General features: G+C 45.8%; 18 protein-coding genes. 5 read left to right on the forward strand and 13 right to left on the reverse strand.

Going from position 1 to position 20522, the window contains the following annotated elements:
• The first annotated feature begins 7 nt into the window (after positions 1-7).
• Positions 8-466, forward strand: a complete 459-nt coding sequence (locus tag ACJJIR_RS16965; protein WP_282934036.1) for a hypothetical protein — start codon at positions 8-10, stop codon at positions 464-466.
• A 115-nt stretch (positions 467-581) separates the two neighbouring features.
• On the opposite strand, the gene ACJJIR_RS16970 is transcribed toward ACJJIR_RS16965, so the two are convergent.
• The 6 genes from ACJJIR_RS16970 to ACJJIR_RS16995 all read right to left on the reverse strand — a co-directional run bounded on the left by ACJJIR_RS16970 (position 582) and on the right by ACJJIR_RS16995 (position 8880).
• Positions 582-3059, reverse strand: a complete 2478-nt coding sequence (locus ACJJIR_RS16970; RefSeq protein WP_413664581.1) for a TonB-dependent receptor plug domain-containing protein — start codon at positions 3057-3059, stop codon at positions 582-584.
• Positions 3060-3824: 765 nt separating this feature from the next.
• Positions 3825-4520 (reverse strand): aspartate/glutamate racemase family protein, encoded by a 696-nt coding sequence (locus ACJJIR_RS16975; protein ID WP_444906231.1) that lies wholly within the window; start codon positions 4518-4520, stop codon positions 3825-3827.
• 193 nt (positions 4521-4713) lie between these two features.
• Positions 4714-5535, reverse strand: a complete 822-nt coding sequence (locus tag ACJJIR_RS16980) for an MBL fold metallo-hydrolase (protein ID WP_282934039.1) — start codon at positions 5533-5535, stop codon at positions 4714-4716.
• A gap of 166 nt (positions 5536-5701) precedes the next feature.
• A complete protein-coding gene (locus tag ACJJIR_RS16985) occupies positions 5702-6205 on the reverse strand; it encodes a protein disulfide oxidoreductase (protein WP_444906232.1) in 504 nt (167 codons plus the stop codon).
• A gap of 15 nt (positions 6206-6220) precedes the next feature.
• Positions 6221-6847: a thioredoxin family protein gene (locus ACJJIR_RS16990; protein ID WP_444906233.1), complete on the reverse strand. Its 627-nt coding sequence runs from the start codon at positions 6845-6847 to the stop codon at positions 6221-6223.
• Between the two features lie 2 nt (positions 6848-6849).
• Positions 6850-8880 (reverse strand): protein-disulfide reductase DsbD family protein, encoded by a 2031-nt coding sequence (locus ACJJIR_RS16995; protein ID WP_444906234.1) that lies wholly within the window; start codon positions 8878-8880, stop codon positions 6850-6852.
• 134 nt (positions 8881-9014) lie between these two features.
• On the opposite strand from ACJJIR_RS16995, the gene ACJJIR_RS17000 reads away from it, so the two are divergent.
• Positions 9015-9872 (forward strand): alpha/beta hydrolase, encoded by an 858-nt coding sequence (locus tag ACJJIR_RS17000; RefSeq protein WP_444906235.1) that lies wholly within the window; start codon positions 9015-9017, stop codon positions 9870-9872.
• Between the two features lie 31 nt (positions 9873-9903).
• On the opposite strand, the gene ACJJIR_RS17005 is transcribed toward ACJJIR_RS17000, so the two are convergent.
• On the reverse strand, positions 9904-10932 hold the full coding sequence (locus tag ACJJIR_RS17005; RefSeq protein WP_444906236.1) for a glycosyltransferase family 4 protein: 1029 nt from the start codon (positions 10930-10932) through the stop codon (positions 9904-9906).
• Positions 10933-11024: 92 nt separating this feature from the next.
• The gene (locus ACJJIR_RS17010; RefSeq protein ID WP_444906237.1) at positions 11025-12182 is read right to left on the reverse strand and encodes an NAD-dependent epimerase/dehydratase family protein; all 1158 of its coding nucleotides are present in this window, start codon (positions 12180-12182) and stop codon (positions 11025-11027) included.
• Positions 12183-13056: 874 nt separating this feature from the next.
• On the opposite strand from ACJJIR_RS17010, the gene ACJJIR_RS17015 reads away from it, so the two are divergent.
• Entirely contained in the window at positions 13057-13185 is a 129-nt protein-coding gene (locus ACJJIR_RS17015) for a hypothetical protein (protein ID WP_444906238.1), read from the forward strand.
• A 371-nt stretch (positions 13186-13556) separates the two neighbouring features.
• Positions 13557-15185, forward strand: coding sequence for a di-heme oxidoredictase family protein (locus ACJJIR_RS17020; RefSeq protein ID WP_444906239.1), 1629 nt, complete (start codon positions 13557-13559; stop codon positions 15183-15185).
• Positions 15186-15254: 69 nt separating this feature from the next.
• On the opposite strand, the gene ACJJIR_RS17025 is transcribed toward ACJJIR_RS17020, so the two are convergent.
• Positions 15255-15740: a GFA family protein gene (locus tag ACJJIR_RS17025; RefSeq protein ID WP_444906240.1), complete on the reverse strand. Its 486-nt coding sequence runs from the start codon at positions 15738-15740 to the stop codon at positions 15255-15257.
• 174 nt (positions 15741-15914) lie between these two features.
• On the opposite strand from ACJJIR_RS17025, the gene ACJJIR_RS17030 reads away from it, so the two are divergent.
• The gene (locus tag ACJJIR_RS17030) at positions 15915-16703 is read left to right on the forward strand and encodes a class I SAM-dependent methyltransferase (protein WP_444906241.1); all 789 of its coding nucleotides are present in this window, start codon (positions 15915-15917) and stop codon (positions 16701-16703) included.
• 7 nt (positions 16704-16710) lie between these two features.
• Here ACJJIR_RS17030 and ACJJIR_RS17035 read toward each other — a convergent pair whose 3' ends face one another.
• The 4 genes from ACJJIR_RS17035 to ACJJIR_RS17050 form a co-directional block, all read right to left on the reverse strand.
• The gene (locus tag ACJJIR_RS17035) at positions 16711-17199 is read right to left on the reverse strand and encodes a hypothetical protein (RefSeq protein WP_444906242.1); all 489 of its coding nucleotides are present in this window, start codon (positions 17197-17199) and stop codon (positions 16711-16713) included.
• 54 nt (positions 17200-17253) lie between these two features.
• Entirely contained in the window at positions 17254-18075 is an 822-nt protein-coding gene (locus tag ACJJIR_RS17040; protein ID WP_444906243.1) for an MBL fold metallo-hydrolase, read from the reverse strand.
• Positions 18076-18239: 164 nt separating this feature from the next.
• Positions 18240-18923, reverse strand: coding sequence for a tRNA (N6-threonylcarbamoyladenosine(37)-N6)-methyltransferase TrmO (gene tsaA / locus ACJJIR_RS17045; RefSeq protein ID WP_413664568.1), 684 nt, complete (start codon positions 18921-18923; stop codon positions 18240-18242).
• Positions 18924-18947: 24 nt separating this feature from the next.
• Positions 18948-20411 (reverse strand): NAD-dependent succinate-semialdehyde dehydrogenase, encoded by a 1464-nt coding sequence (locus ACJJIR_RS17050; RefSeq protein WP_444906244.1) that lies wholly within the window; start codon positions 20409-20411, stop codon positions 18948-18950.
• Between the last annotated feature and the right edge of the window lie 111 nt (positions 20412-20522).

Below are 20522 nucleotides of genomic sequence, written 5' to 3' on the forward strand. Positions count from 1 at the left end.
ACTTACTATGAAGACTTTCAAACAAGCATTTGAAGTCATCAAGGATGCTGAGAGATTTCACCTGGAAATGGCAGCTGTTTACGAGACCTTACTGGATAAATCAGAGGACTACCGAACCCAATTGCTATTAAAACACATGCTTGAGCATGAGCAGAGAATGGCGAAAAACCTGCAGAACTATAATGATGTAGCGCAAAATAAGGTGATGAAGACATGGCTGCAATACACCCATGAAGAAAGTGCCAATGACTTTATTCGCCGCCTCAACCTGAGTGATCCACCGACAATTCGTGAAATTAATAATATGGGACGAGAGGTAGATCGCTATTTCTCAGAACTCTATCAAGCGGTGTATGGTGCAATTGAGTCGATGGAGGTGAAAGAGGTGTTTGAAGACCTAAAGCAAATACAAGATAAGGAAAGAATTACCTTATCTATGGCCACAAATTCACTGTGGGATATGTAAAAATCCCGCTACTTACAGCGGGATCTAATCGTCACATAATTCTGCAGTCGGCTAACCCGGTATTAAGAAACACCAGGTTAGCCAGCTACAAAATGCCAGCTACAGCTGGGATTACTTAGAACTCATACTGCGCTCTTACGTAGTACAGAGCTCCATTGAATCCCATAGGTGCCGTTTCCGGATATTCCGCTCCAGCAACACCGGACCAGGGGTTTTTATCCGGGTAGTTGTTGAATACGTTTTCCGCACCGGCAATCAAGGTCATGGAATCATTGAAGTCATAAGCAGCCTCAATATCCACAGTCCATTCATCACCGGCATCAATGGGCAAGCTGTAATCGTCCAAATGTGCTTCCCAGTAGCTACCGTAGTAGTTGAGTCGCACTAAGCCGCGCCAGCTGTCACCACTATGGGTGACAGATGCATTACCGCGCACCTCTGGTAAGCCATCCTCCAGCTGCCTGATACGCATTTCATCCATGGTATCCGTACTGAAATCGGTAACTTCCGTTTCCGTCCAGTTGAAAGCCAGGTTGAAATCTGTCGCATCACCGAGTGGGTAAGTCGCCACCAGGTCAACACCCTGGGTTTGGGTATCGAAGTCATTGGTGTAGAAACGGAAATATTCAAGGGAATCAGCACCACTGATGCCATCCTGAACCAACTGATCTCGCTCTTCATCAGTCAGTTCCTGGTTAGCAGATTGAGTGATTCGATCTGTAACCTCGATGAGGAAGTAATCCAGGGTAATATCCCAATCACCTGCGGCAATAATTGTACCGAAAGTAAAGCTCTGAGACTCCTCTGGCTGCAGCTGCTTACCGCCTTTCAATACAGCAATGGGGTTGGTTGCCGGAATAGTTCCCCGGTTAGCCAATGCGCCATTGGTATAAGCCGTAGTGACATTGGTAATGTTGGACTGACCTGGTGTTGGAGCACGGAAACCGGTGCTCAGTGTAGAGCGCAGGGCAATCACATCGTTGATTGTATAGTGGGCTGACAATTTGAAATTGGAAGTATCTCCGAAATCAGAGAAATCTTCCCAACGCAGTGCCGCACCTAATCGAAGAGCTTCGACGACTTCGAGTTCGAAGTCGGTGTAAAGTGCAATATTATCCCGGTCAAATGTGCCTACAACCTCAGGACCAAAACCAGAGAACCCATTCGAACCAATCAGGAAACCCTGCTCTGCCAGATCACCAACTTGCCAGGAGGCAGTATCACCCTGTTTGACCTCAAACTCTTCTTCACGCCATTCAAAGCCCGTGGCCATGAACAGAGGCATTCCGGCAAGTTCAATGCTCTTAGTCAAATCGATATTGAAGTTGTTTTCTTCCTGTATATAACCACCAGGGCTAAATCTGGTCGGGCTGTCAGGTCCGAGCGTGGCGTTGACGGTGTTGTAGATTAAAAAATCTACTTCGTTGTGACCGGTACTGGCACTTACGTCGTAGCCAATGCCATTTGCCAACTCACCACGAACACCAAATACTGCTGAGTAGTCCTCTAGCTCACCGCCAAAGCGCGGAGTAAATCCGCCTGGGAACATTTCGGTGTATGAGAAGCACTCATCACTAGACTGTGCTTCCTCATGGGTCATGCCAATACAATCATAGATACCATTGCTAGCATCCAGATCACCAATTAAGGGCTCATCATCAAGCGCATAAACGCCGGGACGAGTTTCCGGGTTCCGGAAGTAAAAGCCCCCATCTGTTTCGCGGCTGGCATAGTTACCAAAGGCATACAGCTCAGCAGTATCATTTATCTCTATGGCACTGTTAACAAAGAACTTGGTGTCGTCATTAACTTCTGGCTGGCCCCAGATCTGCGCAGGATTGGCAACATAGGTATTGCCATCTGCGATCAACTGGGCTGCATCGTCTCGCTGCACACTGCGGCTGGTAGAGTCCTGCTCACGGTACTCGAGGCTGACATTCACAAAACCAGAATCCGTCAGAGGCAGACCGAAATTCGCCGCTATCGTACTCTGATCACCATCGCCTTCAGCGGTAGTTGCATACTTGGCTTCAACCGTGCCGCCCTCCGCTGCATCCTTTAACTGAAAGTTGATAACGCCGGCAATCGCATCGGAGCCATATTGGGCCGCGGCACCGTCACGGAGGACTTCAACCTGTTTCAGAGCAATCGCCGGAATTGCGGAGATATCTGGCCCCTGGGCACCATCTGAAACACCACTTCCGAGGAAGGAAATGACGGCAGCGCGATGGCGACGCTTGCCATTCACCAGAACCAGTGTGCTATCGGGTGGCAGTCCACGCAGGTTTGCAGGGCGAACGATTGAGGCAGCATCAGAAATTGGCTTTGCATTAACGTTGTAGGATGGAACAACGTTTCTAAGCAGGTTACTGAGATCTCCATCACCCTGGTTTACAAATTCTTCTCCGGTCACGATATCGATGGGAGCGGAGGAATCTGTAGCGGAACGCCCTTCAACACGGGTACCGATTGTTATCACTTCCTCAAGGAGTGCATCTTCAGCAAAAGTGGGACTGCTTAGTGCAGCAATCGAAGCTGCCAGCAGAGAGGGAGCGCCAAAGGCTGTAAGCCAGCGCTTCTTTTTTTCATTCATAGGAGAAATACCCTGTTTTAGTTATCTCTTATTTTCTTCCGAGCCAAATCAACCAGCTTTCACTTAAACCAACTTGTGCGTTAAAGCAAAATAAATTGGCTAATTAAGGTAGTGCTCCAGGAGATCAATAATAATTTTATACGCACTTGAAAGCTCGCTTATGCAGAGGGCGGTTACCACCAATACATTCACTGCAAGAAGTGTGACAACCAGAGAAAATGCCAGAAAAACTACAATTTGCAAGAGCAAAAAAGGCAATTTAAAAATTAAGAACGACTAAAAATGTAGATACTGACAAAACTGCCAAAAATAAAATAAATCTAATTAGATGATTAAATTAAATTTTAGTACAAGGGGAAGCCAAATAGAGCGCTCATGAACAAGCAGGGTATATCCCAAATAATAACTTCTACAGAGGACAAATGAAACTTATTTGATGATTTGGGGTAAAAAAATAACCTTAACCTACTGCAATAAACATGATAAATATCATTTCCACAAACAAATACTGTGAAGATATTTTATCTTGTCAGCTCTAACTCACAGACAAACATCCACAGAAAACCCACTTAACAAAAGAGATTAATACTAAAAAACTAATGAATATGAGACAAGCAAGCCTAACAAGAGTGGATTTGTGTTATAAAAAAACCACCCACTGGCACACTTCGAAGCTAGTAGAGTGGCTTTAATAAACGTCACAGTGGAGCGTCAGTCTAACTTTTGGTTGACAAAGATATCTCTAAGTAAACCTAGCAACACTATTCAACAATCAAGTGCGAACTTTACTGCGGCTTGAGCGTGAATCTCTGTGGAGTTCATCAGGGGAGTAGAGGTATCATCTTGCGAAAGTAACATGCAAATCTCTGTACACCCTAGGATCACACCTTCGGCACCTTGATTGGATAGCAAATCCACAATACGAATAAATTCCATTTTTGAACTGTTAAGGACTCTCCCCTTACAAAGCTCTTCGTAAATAACCCGGTGGACTATCTCCCTATCGCTGGGCTCCGGAATCAAAACCTCAATCCCATACTTTTCCTGTATGTAGCCACGATAGAAATCTTGCTCCATAGTAAAAGCTGTCGCCAACAAACCGACTGTCTTTATCCCTTTGTTCTTAAGTGCTTCAGCTGTAGCATCACCGATATGTAAAAAAGGTACATCAATAGTCTCGATAATATCTCCAGCTACTTTATGCATAGTATTAGTGCACAATAAAATGCCCTCAGCACCAGCTTTTTCCAGGCATATTGCCGCCTCAACCAATAGCTTACTTGCCTGAGCCCAATCACCCTTCATTTGTAACCGTGCAATTTTTTCAAAATCGACGCTATAAAGTAGAATTTCAGCCGAGTGCAGCCCTCCTAACCTTTGAGCAATTCCTTCATTAATCAGGCGATAATAAATTGCTGTACTCTCCCAACTCATTCCACCTAAAAGGCCAATCTTCTTCATCTTTGAGCTCATCTAATATCCCTTAATACATGTTGCAAATACTAACATGAGAGAGTCGAAAGACTGATTGTAAATTGAGGGCATTCAGGAATAGCGACAACTTAATTAAAAGTACCAATTTATATAAAATCGGTACTCACTTATAAATTACATACGGACGAGATTTAATACTTTTCTTATTCTTAGTGAAAGATCAATAATCAGACACTTCTGTAGGATCAACCCGCATACAGGAAGCTATTAAGTTTCTCTTACTGAAGTTGTAACCGGACACGACACTCATCAAGTTTTCCCTTCCCAATAGCCGGTGGGTAATCTCACCAAGAGGCAATCCTTGCCGGTCCAATTCCCGTGCTTCAGTTGCAAGATTTAACAAATAATCATACTTGGCTTGTAAGCGGATTTTTCCTTTTTCTACAATCCCTCTATGAGGACAAAATATAATATCAAAATCATAGGTGAGCACTTTTTTGATACTGTGCATTAAAGTTGGAATACTTTCATCTTTACGCAATAGCTTTAACTTACTAGCTACATACAGATCAGCAGTGAATATCCACCCTCGATCCTGAACCAGATAACAGGTCATGTCTTTGGCATGCCCTGGTGCGGGGATAACAACTACCTTTTCGCCGGAGAACCTTAAATCTTCCGGTAGTGGCGCAGCTTCCGCACGCCCGGCCCTCCCCCAAATCAGCATCTGTATTGGCGGTATCCGAAAACCTCTCTTTAATATCTCTACTGTCGCCTTAGGGGCTCTTGGCTGTATACCAGTAAGCTTATAAATTGCGCCGGCGTTACCACTATGATCTTCGTGGTGATGGGTGAGGACTAATTGCCGAAAAGGTTTATTTTTTACAAACCACTTGACGTATTTCCACTGGTTACTGGGGCCGGCATCGATAATAGTGTCACCCAACCGATATACAATAAACGTTGTATTGATACCAAAGTCGAAACGGCCGACCCTTTGCGCATCCAGATCTTGATAGTCAAAAGAATCAATAACCGACACGCCACTCTCCAGCGCAAGAGACAGACCTTTAAGGAATTATAGAAGCATATCTATAAGGGCAGCCCTCCCCGGCAATTAGGAAATTTTAACTCCAACCATCCTAGGCTCAGGGAAAGAGAGTTTGATATAAGCTTAAATACGACGCAGTGACCTTAATAGTGACAGACTACTTTGTCATCTTTAAGCGCAGCTGCAGACCCAACTTGGATGTGGCGCCAGTGGTGACCCAGGCAACACGCCCGTCAGTATCGACAATCAGCAAGGTTGGCGTCACTTTCACGCCCCATTGGGCGCTTAAAACGCCATGTGGATCATTTAGAGAAGGAAAAGCAAGTTCGTGATTCCGCATGTATTCGGTAACCACCTCTTCTGTTCCAGACTGCATCGCAACACCAACAACCTGGTAATCCCGAGACAGGTCAGTCACAGCGGGGGAAACTATCCGGCAATAGGGGCACCAGGTTGCCCAAAAGTAAATTAATACTGGCCCTTTGGGGTACATTTGCTTTAGGTCAATAAGATTTCCCTGCAGCGATTGCCCCTCTAACTGAGGGGCCTGGTTCTCAGGGATATCTCTTTGGTGGAAATAACCCACGGCAGTAACCATTAGTACCGCCAAGGTGATAAATATCAACGCCTGAACCAGGAAGCTATAACGAGCTTTTTCCACCCCAAATAAACTCCTTTAGTACTTCACACTACACCCATAAGCCCGCGACGAAGACTTGGGCACAGCCAGTCCCTTCAGTGAAGCATCCAGTGCAGCAGAAACATAATTGTGTGAACTGCCTATAACCGCAGGATTGGCTGAGTCATTATCATCAATGGCTCCAGCATATACGACTTCCCCCTGAGGATTAATGATAAACATATGCGGAGTAGTTTTAGCTCCATAAGCACGCCCCATAACTCCAGAGGTATCCAGCAAAAAGGGTACGCTTGCGCCGAGGTTATGACTCTGTGCAACTGCCATAGCCTGCTCTGGCTCCAAATAGCCCTGCTTTCCTTTAGCGGAAGAAATAACCGTGAGCCAATTTACTTTCTGTGCTGTATACCTTTTTTGAAGGGACTGCATATTACCACTGCCATAGTGTTTCCTGACATAGGGGCAATCTTTATTAAACCATTCAATAACCAACCATTGGCCTGTGTAATCGGAGAGATTGTGAGTTCTTCCAGCAGCATCCACTACTGAAAATTCTGGCGCTTTTTGTCCAGGAACGGCTGCTGCCAACACAACACTCGGCAACATCAGGAATAAAAGCAAAACTCCTCTAAGTATCGAATTATTCACGTTGAAAAATAATTTCATAATTAACCATCCTCACTATTAACAGTTAAGTGCTTACTAAACAGTGCTGCAATTAAAGACTCTTGCAGCAGTGGTGGAAGTAACTCTGGTTTTTTCTCTCCTGCAGGATACCATGCATATACAGGTACAGAGTTCCTCCCTAAATCCTGCAAAGCTTGGGTAATTTCAGGGTTATAACGCGTCCAGTCGGCCCGAATTAGAAGCACGTTATTCTTTTTAAATAATGCTTGTACACTTGGGGTATCAAGCACCAGCTTTTTATTTACCTGGCAGGTAATACACCAGGCTGCGGTATAGTCGATAAATACAGGGCGCCCATTATCCAAGGCTTCCGTCAAAAGTGCCTTGTCATAACGATGCCAGTCATACGCCATTTCTGCAGGTTGCTCACCACCCTCCATACGGATTGCCGGTAGAGATATTAGCAAAATAGCAGCGACACAAATCAGACCCACTGCTCCCCCCTTTTTGGAAAAATTTTTTACTAGCCAGATTGCAAGAGTAACAACGAGCAACAGGCTTAAACCGGCCAACCAACCAGAGTCCCCAGCTAGACGCCCTAAAATCCATAGTAGCCATATCACCGTTGCGTAAAGCGGAAATGCAAGAAACTGACGCAACTTCTCCATCCATGGACCTGGAGCTGGCAGATGCCTCAGTATTACAGGACTTGCACACATCAAAATAAATGGCGCAGCGAGCCCTAAAGCGAGGCATAAGAAGATGAGTAGAGCCTGAAGTGGAGGAATCACCACCGCTGCTCCCAGAGCTGCTCCCATAAAAGGACCGGTACAGGGGGCGGCAACAAAGACAGCTAAAACACCAGTGGTAAAGGAGCCACGGCTATTGGAGCTAGCAAGCCCCATTAATCGGTGCCCAAACTCAAAAAAGCCGCTAAAGGATAGGGCCATCAGCCAGAAGAGCATAATTAAACCAATTACCACAACCGGTGACTGAAGTTGAAAACCCCAGCCAACGGCCAACCCTCCCCAGCGTAGCGTCAATAAAGCAAGCCCCAGAGCAAGAAAAGTCACCATAATGCCGGCGCTATATAGGAAAGATTCACGCAAACGTTCGGCTGGACGATTACCACCGTTAATCAGTCCAAATAGCTTTATGGACAGTACGGGGAAAACACAGGGCATCAGATTCAATAGGATACCGGCAATAAATGCTGACAGAAGTAAAAGCCATATAGAGGTCGCGCTCGTCTCAATTCCCTCTTGGGATAAGAGGGGGGCAGAGACTTTCCAGGCCCGGCTCGAGTCTGTAATCACAAAATCGCTGCTTTCACTAACCTCAGAACCTGGCAGACGCTTGAACTTGTAGAGGAGAGTTTCATCTTCGCGCTGAACTTCTGGCTCAGACGCAGAGTACAAGTCACCATTTACGGGGAAAATACTAGGTATTTCATCGCTACGATTCCCACTGAGCTGCAAAGTAATATGCTCACTACCTCGCGCTGAAATGGATACTGGTTGCCACGGGCTCTCACTTTGTCCCCCTGGAAGCCTGTTGGCAAAGTAATTCCTTAACGCCAGATCTGTAGCTGGCCAAGCCGCCTGCTCTGCAACTGGCCGTACAAGGCTCATAGTGGCAAAGCCCGGTATGCAATCCACTTTACAAACCAACCACTCCAGGTCCGCATGCAGGGTCACCTCTTGCGTGCCCTTATCTGGGAGGAGCTGGAACAGGTAGGCAACATTCCCGGAGTACCCCAGGTTAGTAAGATGCTCTACCCGCAGGCGCGTTGGGAATGGCCATTCGATCGGCCCCAATGAAGCGCCCTGAGCCTCCATATCAAACCGTGGAGCCGCCCCTGAATCTCCAGCATTACGCCAATACACATGCCATCCAGGATCTACCTCAAAGTAGAATCCAACCGTCTCTCTCATTCCTTGGCGAAATGTATCAGGTGCCAGCCAACGCACCTTGACGTGATCACCAGATGCCGTCTCCTGTGCTACAGGGAGACCCACAACCAACAGTAACGTTAAACAGCAGATGTTGATCAGCGTGGTCTTTATTTTCAATGTGATTCTCCTTCTCGCCTAATCAACTGGTACTCCCCCTTTGGGTCAGATACAAGTTACAACATTGGCCTCACCCATCACAAAACAAAGTCTCACTATACTCCGATCATACCTAACCTAAAGAAGCGCCCAGAATGCCTGCCTTGCAGATAAGTGACGGCCGTATCCTTACTTATGATGACTATGGTGATCCAAATGGCTGGCCTGTGCTTTTCAATCATGGTTTCTCAGATTCGCGACTAATTCGCAATCCTGATAAGGACCTTACCGCATCTCTTGGCGTAAGAATCATCTCTGTGGATCAACCTGGTGTGGGGGGATCATCTCCCCATAGAGGCCGGCGAATGGTTGATTGGGGGGCGGATATTGAAGAACTGGTTAATCGTCTAAATATCGAGACATTTTCGGTAGTCGGCCATTCAGGTGGTGCCCCTCATGCACTTTCTATCGCTAACAAACTTCCCCACAGAGTCTCTAAAATTGCCCTTGCAGCCCCTGTTGCGCCACTGGACTACCCAGGAATGACTGACCTGCTAAAAAACCCGGATATCAGACTTATCGCAAAGATCCATCGTTGGCAATTTCTTACTCGTTGTCTGTGCCGATTAAGTGCATACCAAGCCAATAGCAATATACAAGATTATATTCAGCTCTTTGCAAAGAAAGACGCCTCTGATGCCGCACTGTTTATTCGAGACCCGGCACTTAAGAAAATGTTTGAAGAATCATTCTCTGCTGGAGCAACGCAGCATGGGGAGGGTTTTTTTGAAATGATAATGGCGCTTTGGGATTGGGGGTTTGATCCTCGTGAAATCACTACTTCCACCAAAATATTTTATGGTGATGCCGACGATATAATTGATATTAAAATGCCAGAATACCTCTCAAGTATAATGCCAAATAGCTCAACTCAAAGCTGGCACCAGCTGGGACACTATGCCTTTGTTAACAAGTACTGCTGGATTGAGTTGCTCAAGTCAGCTCGTAAGTAAGCCTTGCGAACTTTACGAGCAACGCTTTTATCTAGCCATCAACAGGCAAAGCCTCTACTGCACTTACCGGAACCAGGCTTGAAATAAAATCCTCAGTGGCCACATCCCAGGAATAGGTCCTGGCATGAGTAACACAGTCCGATCGGTCCAATAATAGTGCCTTTTCTATGGCCACTTGCAGATTGCTATCCAACGCTCCAACGGGGGCATCACCAATGATATCTTTCGGACCTGTCACAGGGTAGGCGGCAACGGGCAAACCACAGGCTAAAGACTCAAGATTAACCAGACCAAAAGTATCAGTTACCGAAGGAAATACAAAAACATCCGCAGCGCTGTAACATTCAGTTAAGTCCTTACCCTCTTTAATTCCCAGATATACCGCCTGTGGAAACTTCCTCTTTAATTCATTGAGCTGAGGACCATCCCCTACGATAACTTTTGTTCCCGGTAGCTCAAGCGATAAAAACTTATCCAGTGATTTTTCCACTGCAACACGCCCTACATTGAGCATGATAGGTCGAGTTAGGCCCTCAAAAAGTTTTGTCTCAACCGGATGGAATTTTTCTAACTCTACGCCTCTACGCCAGCGGGTGACACGGGCAATCCCCAAGGCTCGAGCTTCCGCTGCCATACCATCTGTAGTCACCATTGTTTGTGCTGCGGAATTATGAAAGCGACGCAGGAGACCGTGTAACCACTTCAGTGGAACTTTATAGCGAATCGATACATATTCAGAGAGACGGGATAGCCAAGATGTCGTAAAACGCAAATTATTCCGTTTGCAGTAGCCACGAACAGCCCACCCCACTGGACCTTCACTCATGATGTGAATAGCGTCCGGTGAAAAATCCTCAATAATTCGGGCAGCTTTCCCACCGGGAAATACTGCAATTTTCACCTCTTTATAGCCCGGCCAGGGGAAATTAGTAAAATCATTAGCAGAAACAATTTTTACTTGGTGTCCCCTTGCTATGAGTTCTTTCTCAGTTTTTTCCAGTACTCTGGAAACACCATTTAGTTGCTCCGGATAAGTATCCGTAGCAATCAAAATCTTCATATTTTGCACTCTTCAGCTATAGACATTAAACCTCACCTTCCACAGGCAGCCTTGATTTCATATAAAACCAGGACCATTGAAGTATAAAAAAATCACCACTTCGACACACAAGGGATTTTAGTTTGGTCACATCGATGTGAATATTTTTTGGCAATACCCTCAACTTCAGTGAGAAGATTATCATTCAGGGTTATAGGCTTGAGCCCCATCTCGATAAGCTGATCATTATTTACCAACAAATCATTTTCTGCTGATTCTTTTCTGGGGTTGTCCAAGTAGGCGATTCCTACCCCTGTCTTGCTGGAGATTATATTTGCTAGATCACTGATACGATGCGTCTCTGTCATTTGATTCAGAATTTTGACTCTATCGCCTATCTCTGGAGGATTTTCAATAGCTAACTGAATACATTGACAGGTATCCTGAATATGAATAAATGCCCGCTTCTGGCCACCAGTGCCATGAACGGTAAGTGGGTAATTAATCGCCGCTTGCATCAGGAATCGATTGAGGACTGTTCCATAATCACCATCATAATCAAATCGATTAATCAGAGATTCATCCCTCTGTGTTTGTCGGGTCTGGGTACCCCAAACGATCCCTTGGTGTAAATCAGTGACACGTACCTGATCGTTCTTGTTATAGAAGGCAAATAACAATTGATCCTGTGCCTTTGTCATATGATAGATAGAACCTGGATTACTAGGGTAAAGAATCTCCTGTTCACTCAAATACCCTTCAGTCTCTACCTGGATTTTTAAATATCCTTCGGGAATAGTGAGACCAGCTGTTCCATACCCGTAGACACCCATAGTACCCAAGTGAATCAAATGTATATCCAATCCGCTTTCCACTATAGCCGCTATGACATCATTGGTAGCATTCAAGTTATTATCAAGTGTATAACGTCTATGCCGGACAGATTTCATCGAATAGGGTGCGGCACGCTGTTCAGCAAAATGTACAATCGCGTCTGGTTTTTCCTCTTTTAAGAGAGTGAGCAATCGATCAAAATCCTGTCCGAGGTTAATATAAACATGCCTGATGGACATACCGGAAACTTCACGCCATACACGAAGCCGCTCGGACAGGTGCCTGATTGGTGTCAATGAATCAACTTCAAGCTCAATATCAATTTTTCGCCGTGATAAGTTATCAACAATAATAACTTCATAACCCGCCTCTGAAAGGTGGAGAGATGTAGGCCAACCACAAAATCCATCACCTCCCAAAATCAATATTTTCCTCACCCTACCCCCTAAAAACTCTTAGGAATTTATACAATTCGAATACACTAATATTTTTATCAGCTTCGAATTAACCTACCTCATTCAAAAGTACCAACTGCCGTGAAACGAGGCCATACAGACAAATTTATTCGATTTTTTGTGACATTGTCGTGACAATCCATATCACTATCCATGTTCCTTGTACGCCACAATGAGAAAAAATGAACCACTCGTTTAAAATATCTCTCAGCAGCTTTGTAGTTGATAGTAAGTTGGGGGCTTCCTCGCCTACAGGCGCAATAATAGAACTATCTCATTGTTTCTATATTGAAATATATGGCGACAAAGATCTTTATCGCGCCATTCAAATGAATAGTGCGCCAATTTTACTTTAAGCCTAAATACATTGAGCACTCGAACGGAAACACTATTGTTTTAGACCGATCACTCTATCCCTCTATTAGAAAGGAAAATACGCCAATAATGTTTTCAATCAAGCTAAACTTTTTTGACAATCATACGGTTCAAATTAGTCGCCCCCCCCAAAGCACCTTTCTGTAAGTAAGACAGCGATCAAATACCCTTCATCTCTGTGTCTACGCTCACAAGTACATGCTGAATTTTGATCTGGTATAGCGAACTGGCCACTCACCGAAGATAAGAAGCGTTTCCATAAACCCTATCAACAAAGGTGAAATTAAATTCCACAAACAGATGAGTTATTAGCCTACAAACCATGTGTCACCTGAAGACAATACGAATCCACAATTGGGGAATTCACTCTTAATCGAAAATAATTATAAGTTTTTCAAAATATCCATTGCCTTCAGTAACGTTAATAACCAGCACTTTTTCCTAAATCTAATGTCACAACCACCAGGAATAGGGACTTTCCGTGAAGCAGGAAAGCCTGTCACCGAAAGGCAAATATGCAAATACCTACCCTTTCAAAGGAACTTATTTATCACAAACGGCAACTAAAAAAGCCGAAAAACAAAAACATAGCCGCGTACTAGCGCGGTAGGTTATGGGCAAAATCGACACAATCGGGATCGCATTTTAGATCTTTAGGCCAGTTAATCTGAGCTTTAAAATCTGCTATCGCAATACTGTATCTCCCGTGGTCTTGACGCCTGCCATAAGTGGCAGAACAGGCACAGTTCTACCTATAAGAAGCTTGCAAGGATGCTGTTAAACCTTTACTGGATGCACTTTGCGAGATAAAAATGTTATTACCAAAATCTCTATCAATTTTTCCTTGTAGCACAACTGATAATCAGTTTTTTGGGGAATCGTGCTTAAAAGAAAAGTGGTCGAGTGTCTCCGCATCGAGTGCATTTTCGTAGAAGAACTCACCTTACGTCCGCTCAATATCAGTACCCGGAGATATAGCTGATGATACTTAAAAAACACCTATTGCCTGTCACTATGGCAATATCGGCTTTAACATTTAATGCCACTCCAGCGCTTGCCGACTTTGGTTCCAAGCACGATAAAAACCGAGTTCCCAAGCACGCAAGAAAAAACCAAAGACAGCAAAGAACCACTCCCTTCGACTTCAGTGAAGTCTTCGATACCGTACAGATATTGCATGCTGGAGCAATTGAAATTCACCTGGGTGGGCATTTGGAGCAATCTGATCTCGAATCCATGGAAACCCTGGAAGCCTATGTTCATGCTTTTGAGGAAGGCGATGAATTATTCGAGATGAATTACAACGCTCTCGACGGGGTCGGGGTCAATGTGGGCAACGGCAAAAGATTTACCAGCTTCCCAAGGCCCGACCTGAAAGGACCTAATGCATGGGCGAATGTCCTGCCCCATCGTGCGACAGGCCCCAACGGTGATTCCTGCATCAGCTGTCACAACGTACCGGTAGCCGATGGCGGTGGTGGCGTGAACGATAATGTGATTCGTATGGACCCTGAACGTAAGCAAAAAGGCTTTATCGAGCGCCAGTCGCCCCACCTGTTCGGTATGGGGGCTGTACAGTTGGTAGCGGAAGAAATGACTACCGAGCTGCACACTTTGCGGGATGAGGCTATCAGTGAGAGCTGCTCATCCGGCACAGATACGACTGTCGCACTAACCGCAAAAGGCGTTAGCTTTGGTGAGATCTCCGTCTCCTGTGATGAGGTCAACTACGATAATGTTGAGGGCCTCGACACTGACCTGGTAGTCAGACCCTTTGAGTGGAAAGGCTTAACCGGATTTGTACGCGCATTCGTTCGCGGCGCGGCACACCAGGAGCTGGGCATGCAGGCCACTGAACTGGTCGGTGATGCAGACAGCGACTTTGATTCGATCACTAACGAGCTCAGCGTTGGTGACATTACCGCGTTAACTATCTACAACGCAGCACAGCCCCGCCCGGTGACAAAAATCGAGCTTAACAGCGTGATCGATTCCCTAACCGAGGAAGAGCAGGAGACTTACGGCTTACCACTAAGCGACGGAGAAATCGCCAGTATCGAAAATGGCGAAGAGCTATTTAGCTCTATTGGCTGCGCCTCTTGCCACTCCCCTGAGATGGAAGTTGCATCACCAGTCTTCTATGAACCCTCTCAGCACGCCAACTACCGCGATGAGACTTATCCCGCAGGCGATATAGCCGGCCTACCTAGCAGATCCCTGCAATTTAACTTGCTCACAGAGATCATGGATAACCCCCAGGAGCTTCCATCCGGACAAACGCTGGGACAGTTTGAGGAATCGGAAAATGGCGGAGCAATAGTCCGCTTGTATGGCGACCTTAAGCGTCACGATATGGGCACAGCCATGGCCGAGGAAATTGATGAGGGCAATGTGGGAGCCTCTGTATTCCTCACCGAAAACCTCTGGGGCGTTGGCTCAACACCACCTTATCTACACGATGGACGCGCTACCACTATGACCGAGGCGATTGTCTATCACGGTGGTGAAGCTGAATCCAGTAAAGAACAGTTTAATGCGCTGAGTGACACTGAAAAGGCAGACCTGGTCAACTTCCTGGATAATCTGGTGCTCTATCTCGCGGAAGAGTAAACACTAGGTCACCGCTATAGACCTGAAGCGGGGCGGCCTCAGGCTCGCCCCGCCTCTCTTTATCCCTCCCTAATCGGGAACATTTCGCTGGTGCCATTCAGCCAGGGACTCTTCAGGGTAGCTTCCAAACATTTCGTCCCCTTCCCGTATATCTGGCTGCACCCAACCCGGAGCAGAATCCAGCATCATATGGCTACGAACCGGCGGTACCGGCAACTCAGAGTCAATCGCAGAAGCGAAGGGGTGTACCAGTTCTGGCCAACGCGGGTCCCAAAGCCATAACGCACTGCCACATCTTGAACAAAAATGTCGCCGTGCCGGACTTTTCCCGCCATTTTCCTGACCCGTTATCCCAATTACAGCCTGATAGATACTTAAATATTCTTCGCCCTCCACTTTCAGGGTTTGGAAATCTGCCCCCAGGTTAATGGCAAAGCCCCCTCCTCCAGCTGTCTTTCTGCATATTGAGCAATAACAGCGATTGAAGGGATAAGGTTGCCCGGCGTTCAGGCTGAACTTAACCGATTGGCAGTGGCAAGATCCTTTGAGTTTCACAGTAGGTTCCCAGACTTTTACCTTTCGTTCGACAGGTGGTCAGAATGGCGGTTTTACGAACTGCACAGTTTCTTGTGCCATATTTATCGATGACTGAGATTGCTACACAGATCATAAGTGTATCCGGGCTAAACTGTTTCACCCATCCCCAATGAGACTCAGGGCGTCACACCAATGAATGAACCTATCAGGCATGATAAGTGGCAGGCTCTAGAGTACGTAAACGCCTCTGACATGCAGTGGCGCCACGCTATGGAAGCCATACATCGCTGCGATTATCGCCAAGCTGGCACTATTCTTGATGTGGGTTGTGGCGATGGCAAGGTAACCCGCTATTTAGCTGAGCGTATGACAAATGGCAGGATTATCGGTATTGATCTAACCGAGGATATGATTTGTTATGCTAATAAAAATTACGCCAATATACCCAACCTATCCTTCGAGCAAATGAGCGCAGACGAAATCCAGTTCGACTGCAAATTCGACATTATTTTTTCTTTTAGTTGTTTACACTGGGTAGCGGACCAAGCTCAAGTCTGGAATAGTTTTTATAAATATTTAAAAGTTAACGGTAAAGTAGTTTGTGGTTTTCAGGTTGATCATGAAAATTTCTGGGAGACTGTATACGAGGAACAAGAAACAGCTACATGGAAACCCTATTTTGAAAGTTTTCACGATCCTTATAATCACTATACGCTAGAGGAAATGCGGAACTATGCCGAAGAAGCTGGCTTCTACTTACCCCGATTCGATGAAATCTACCATGTGGAAAACTTTCAAACCTGGGAAAAGCTCACTACCTTCTTTCTATCATGGGTTCCCCAGTTCCGCCATCTAGGCCACCCAGAAAGAGAGCAGTTTGCCGACCAGGTAATGAACAAATACTATAAGAAAATCCACCCGGAAATGAGAAAGGATGCTGGGGTAAGAATCAAACGATTTATTATTGAGGCAGAGAAATAGATTCTCTTCAAGCTTTCCTCATAGCACCAACACTCTCACCTGCTACCACAGAGGGTTCTGATATATTTTTATAAATAATAGTTGCACCAATTATTAACATAATTAACTCAATCAAGTAGTGAGTGCCACTTAAAGTTAAATACACAATAGATTCTTCAGGGAATAGTGGATAAATTGATACACCTAGATAAGCTACCACCAGACTAACACACAACCAACGCTTTAGCCGCCCCGTTATCATCCGAGTCAATATAAAGAAGGCATAGGCAAAAGCAATAGATATCAATGTAAAATAGGGATAGATAATATCTATCAAACTAGGTGCAAGCCCCTCAGAAGATTCATCATAATTTAGTGCTATCAGGAAAGGTTTTAAAAAACTCAATATATTGCTTAGTAATGGCCAGGCAAGCAACCCAAAAATAAATACCCTTAGCGATTCCCTGATCACAAAACACCCTTCTTCTGCAACTCTTAATCCAGAAGCAACGATCATCTTAACAAATAACTTTGCATCGAAATTGGCTACTGGCTAGTACGTAATGAAAACCTAGAGTCTAGGCATCTCATCCAAGTTAACCTGTAAGCATGAAGCAATCAAATTTTTCTTGCAGAAGTTATAACCAGTCAAAGCGCTGAACAATCCTTCTTTACCTAATAAACGCAAAGTAGTCTCTTCTAAGGGCAGTCCCTGCTGCGTCAACTCCTGCGCCTCTCCAGATAGATTAAGCAGGTACTCATATTTTTTATTCAACTGCTGCCAACCATCCTCTACCACACCTCTATGAGGGCAAAGGATAACGTCAAATGAATGATCCAGGACTCCCTTTATACTTTTCATTAATGTAGGGACATCTTCATCAATACGCAGGAACTTTAAGTAGTTGGCAATAAATAAATCAGCACTAAACAGCCAGCCACGCTCAGGTAACAAATAGCAGGTCATATCCTTTGCATGCCCGGGACTAAATACTGGTAATACTTCTTCTTCACCAATGTAGACCTCCGCTGGGAGAGGTGCTACCTCCGCTTTTCCCGCAGTTCCCCAGAAAAACTTCTGCATCGGGGGAATTCGGAAGCCTTTTTTTAATATACCAATAGTCAGATCCGGGGCCACCGCCTGCACACCGGTAAGTTTCTGGATAGCGCCGGCATTGCCACTATGGTCTTCATGGTGATGAGTCAGCAATAACTGCTTTAGCGGTGCGCTTTGTATAAACGGCTTGACATACTTCCACTGATTGCTGGGACCCGTATCAATTACGGTTCCATTGAGGCGATAAACAACAAAGGTTGTATTAACACCCATATTGACTCGGCCGACGCGAATAGCATCTAAGCCTTGATAATTAAAGGTTTCACGTACTGGCATAGCTGTGCCCTTAGATAGCTAGGCGTTATTTTTAGGCGAATGCCGTATCTTGGGGAATTGTATTTCCCATGAAAATGAATGACATATCCGTTCCGAACCCTAGACAGTTATGGAGGAGACACATCCTGACTTACTGCAGAATACTGAAACTAGCTGGTCGAGGGTTATTCTAGTGCCACCACTTCTATTCCGGCATCGGTATAACGCCAACGCAAATTGAATTCACACAATTGCATGCCATAAGTGCGCTGTGGATCGGTCTTTTGGTATGCCGGTCTTGGATCCTGGGATAACACCTGTTCAATTAAACGGGGGAGATCTGTACCCCAGTCATCGCGGTAGGCTTTGGCTTTATTCAGAACTGACTCGGGGATAGTAACGGGAATTTGCACTGGAGCTGCGTCAGCAAATTCACTTTGCGCATGCGTTAACGCATCCGCATAGGGAACATAGGGTTTAATATCCAATACTGGCGTACCATCGACCAAATCTGCCCCGGCAACTATCAACTCCACTTTAGGAGAGGTGCGTACCTCCAGAAGACGAACTACTGACAGCCCGATATTATTGGGACGAAAAGGCGAGCGAGTGGCGAGTACACCCAGTTTCTTATTGCCGCCCAAACGGGGCGGGCGCACTTTAGCTGACCACTGCCCAGCGGCTTGGTGAAATTGGAACACTACCCAGATATGGCTATTTTGCTCCAGACCGGCAACTGCATCTGGCGTATCCAGGGGAGGTAACAACGCAATACTGGCGCGACTGGCATCCGCCAATAGTGGCTGGCGGGGCACTCCAAACTTTTCTCCAAAGCAGGAATGCACCCGCGCTATAGGCTCTACAACCATTTAAAATCCAAACACCTTAACAAACTACTTATCAATACCGCCGACACACAGATATTTTATTTCCAGGTAATCCTCAATACCGTATTTTGAGCCCTCGCGCCCCTGCCCGGATTCCTTTACACCGCCAAAGGGTGCCATTTCGTTGGAAATAATACCCTCATTGATACCGACCATACCGTATTCAAGCCCCTCTGCAACACGCCAAATACGACCGATATCCCTGGAGTAAAAATAAGAAGCCAGACCAAATTCCGTATCGTTGGCCATTTTAATGACTTCCTCTTCAGAGGAGAATTTATATAGCGGAGCTACCGGACCGAAGATCTCTTCTTTGAACAAGTTCATTTGATCGGTGGCCCCACCCAATACTACGGGAGAATAAAAGCATTCCCCCATAGTACTGGGACCACCAGCAACTAGAGTTTGCGCGCCTTTTTGCAGCGCATCTTCCACCAGAGATTCCGTTTTCTTCACTGCTTTGGTGGTAATCATAGGACCCATGTCGACACCGCTATCAAAACCACTGCCCATGGAAAGCTGGTTTACCGCGGCGGAAAATTTCTGTGCAAATTCATCGTAAACACCTTCTTGCACGAAAATGCGATTGGCGCATACACAGGTTTGACCGGCATTGCGATATTTACAAACAATTGCGCCCTTAACGGCTTCGCCAATGTCAGCATCATCAAAAACAATAAATGGGGCATTACCGCCCAATTCCATAGAGGTTTTTTTCATGGTTGCTGCACACTGGGCTTGCAGCAATTTTCCGACAGCGGTAGAACCGGTAAAAGTAAATTTCCGCACTAAGGGATTGGCCGTCATTTCTGCGCCAATCTCCGGTGCCTTATCCCCTGCGACAATATTAAAAACACCTGGGGGGATTCCTGCTTCCTCAGCGAGAACTGCGAGTGCCAGTGCGGATAGAGGTGTTTCGGAAGCGGGCTTGGCAATAAATGGACAGCCTGCGGCAATAGCGGGAGCCATTTTGCGTGCGATCATAGCGCTGGGGAAATTCCATGGCGTTACAGAACAGGTCACACCAATCGACTGCTTGATAACCAAGAGCCGTTTATCACTGGAAGGCGGGCTAATAACATCCCCGTAGACGCGCTTGGCTTCTTCCGCAAACCATTCGACATAATTAGCACCATACACAATTTCGGTACGGGACTCTGTCAGTGGCTTGCCTTGCTCTGCGGTCAAAATAATGGCTAGATCATCGGCGTTAGCAATTATCAGCTCATACCAGCGTCTGAGAATTTTCGCTCTTTCTTTTACCGGAGTATCGCGCCAGGCAGGCCAGGCTTTATCAGCAGCTTCTATAGCACGGCGAGTCTCATCTGCCCCCAAGTTGGCGATACTGGCAACCGGCTTGCCAGTTGCCGGGTCCAACACATCGAAGGTATCGCCAGAATCAGCGTCAATCCACTGGCCATTGATATAGGACTGGTTGCGCAGCAATGCAGGATTCTTCAGCTTCAACATCGTATTCTCCTTGTGGTTTCTTCCCTGGCCCCGTCAAAAACGGGATCACTGGTACGATAGAAATCCCACAATGCCATTCCACTGTGGGTTAAGGCTGTAGAAGCTGGAGTG

The organism is Microbulbifer maximicatervae (SeqCode) (genome assembly GCF_052467385.1).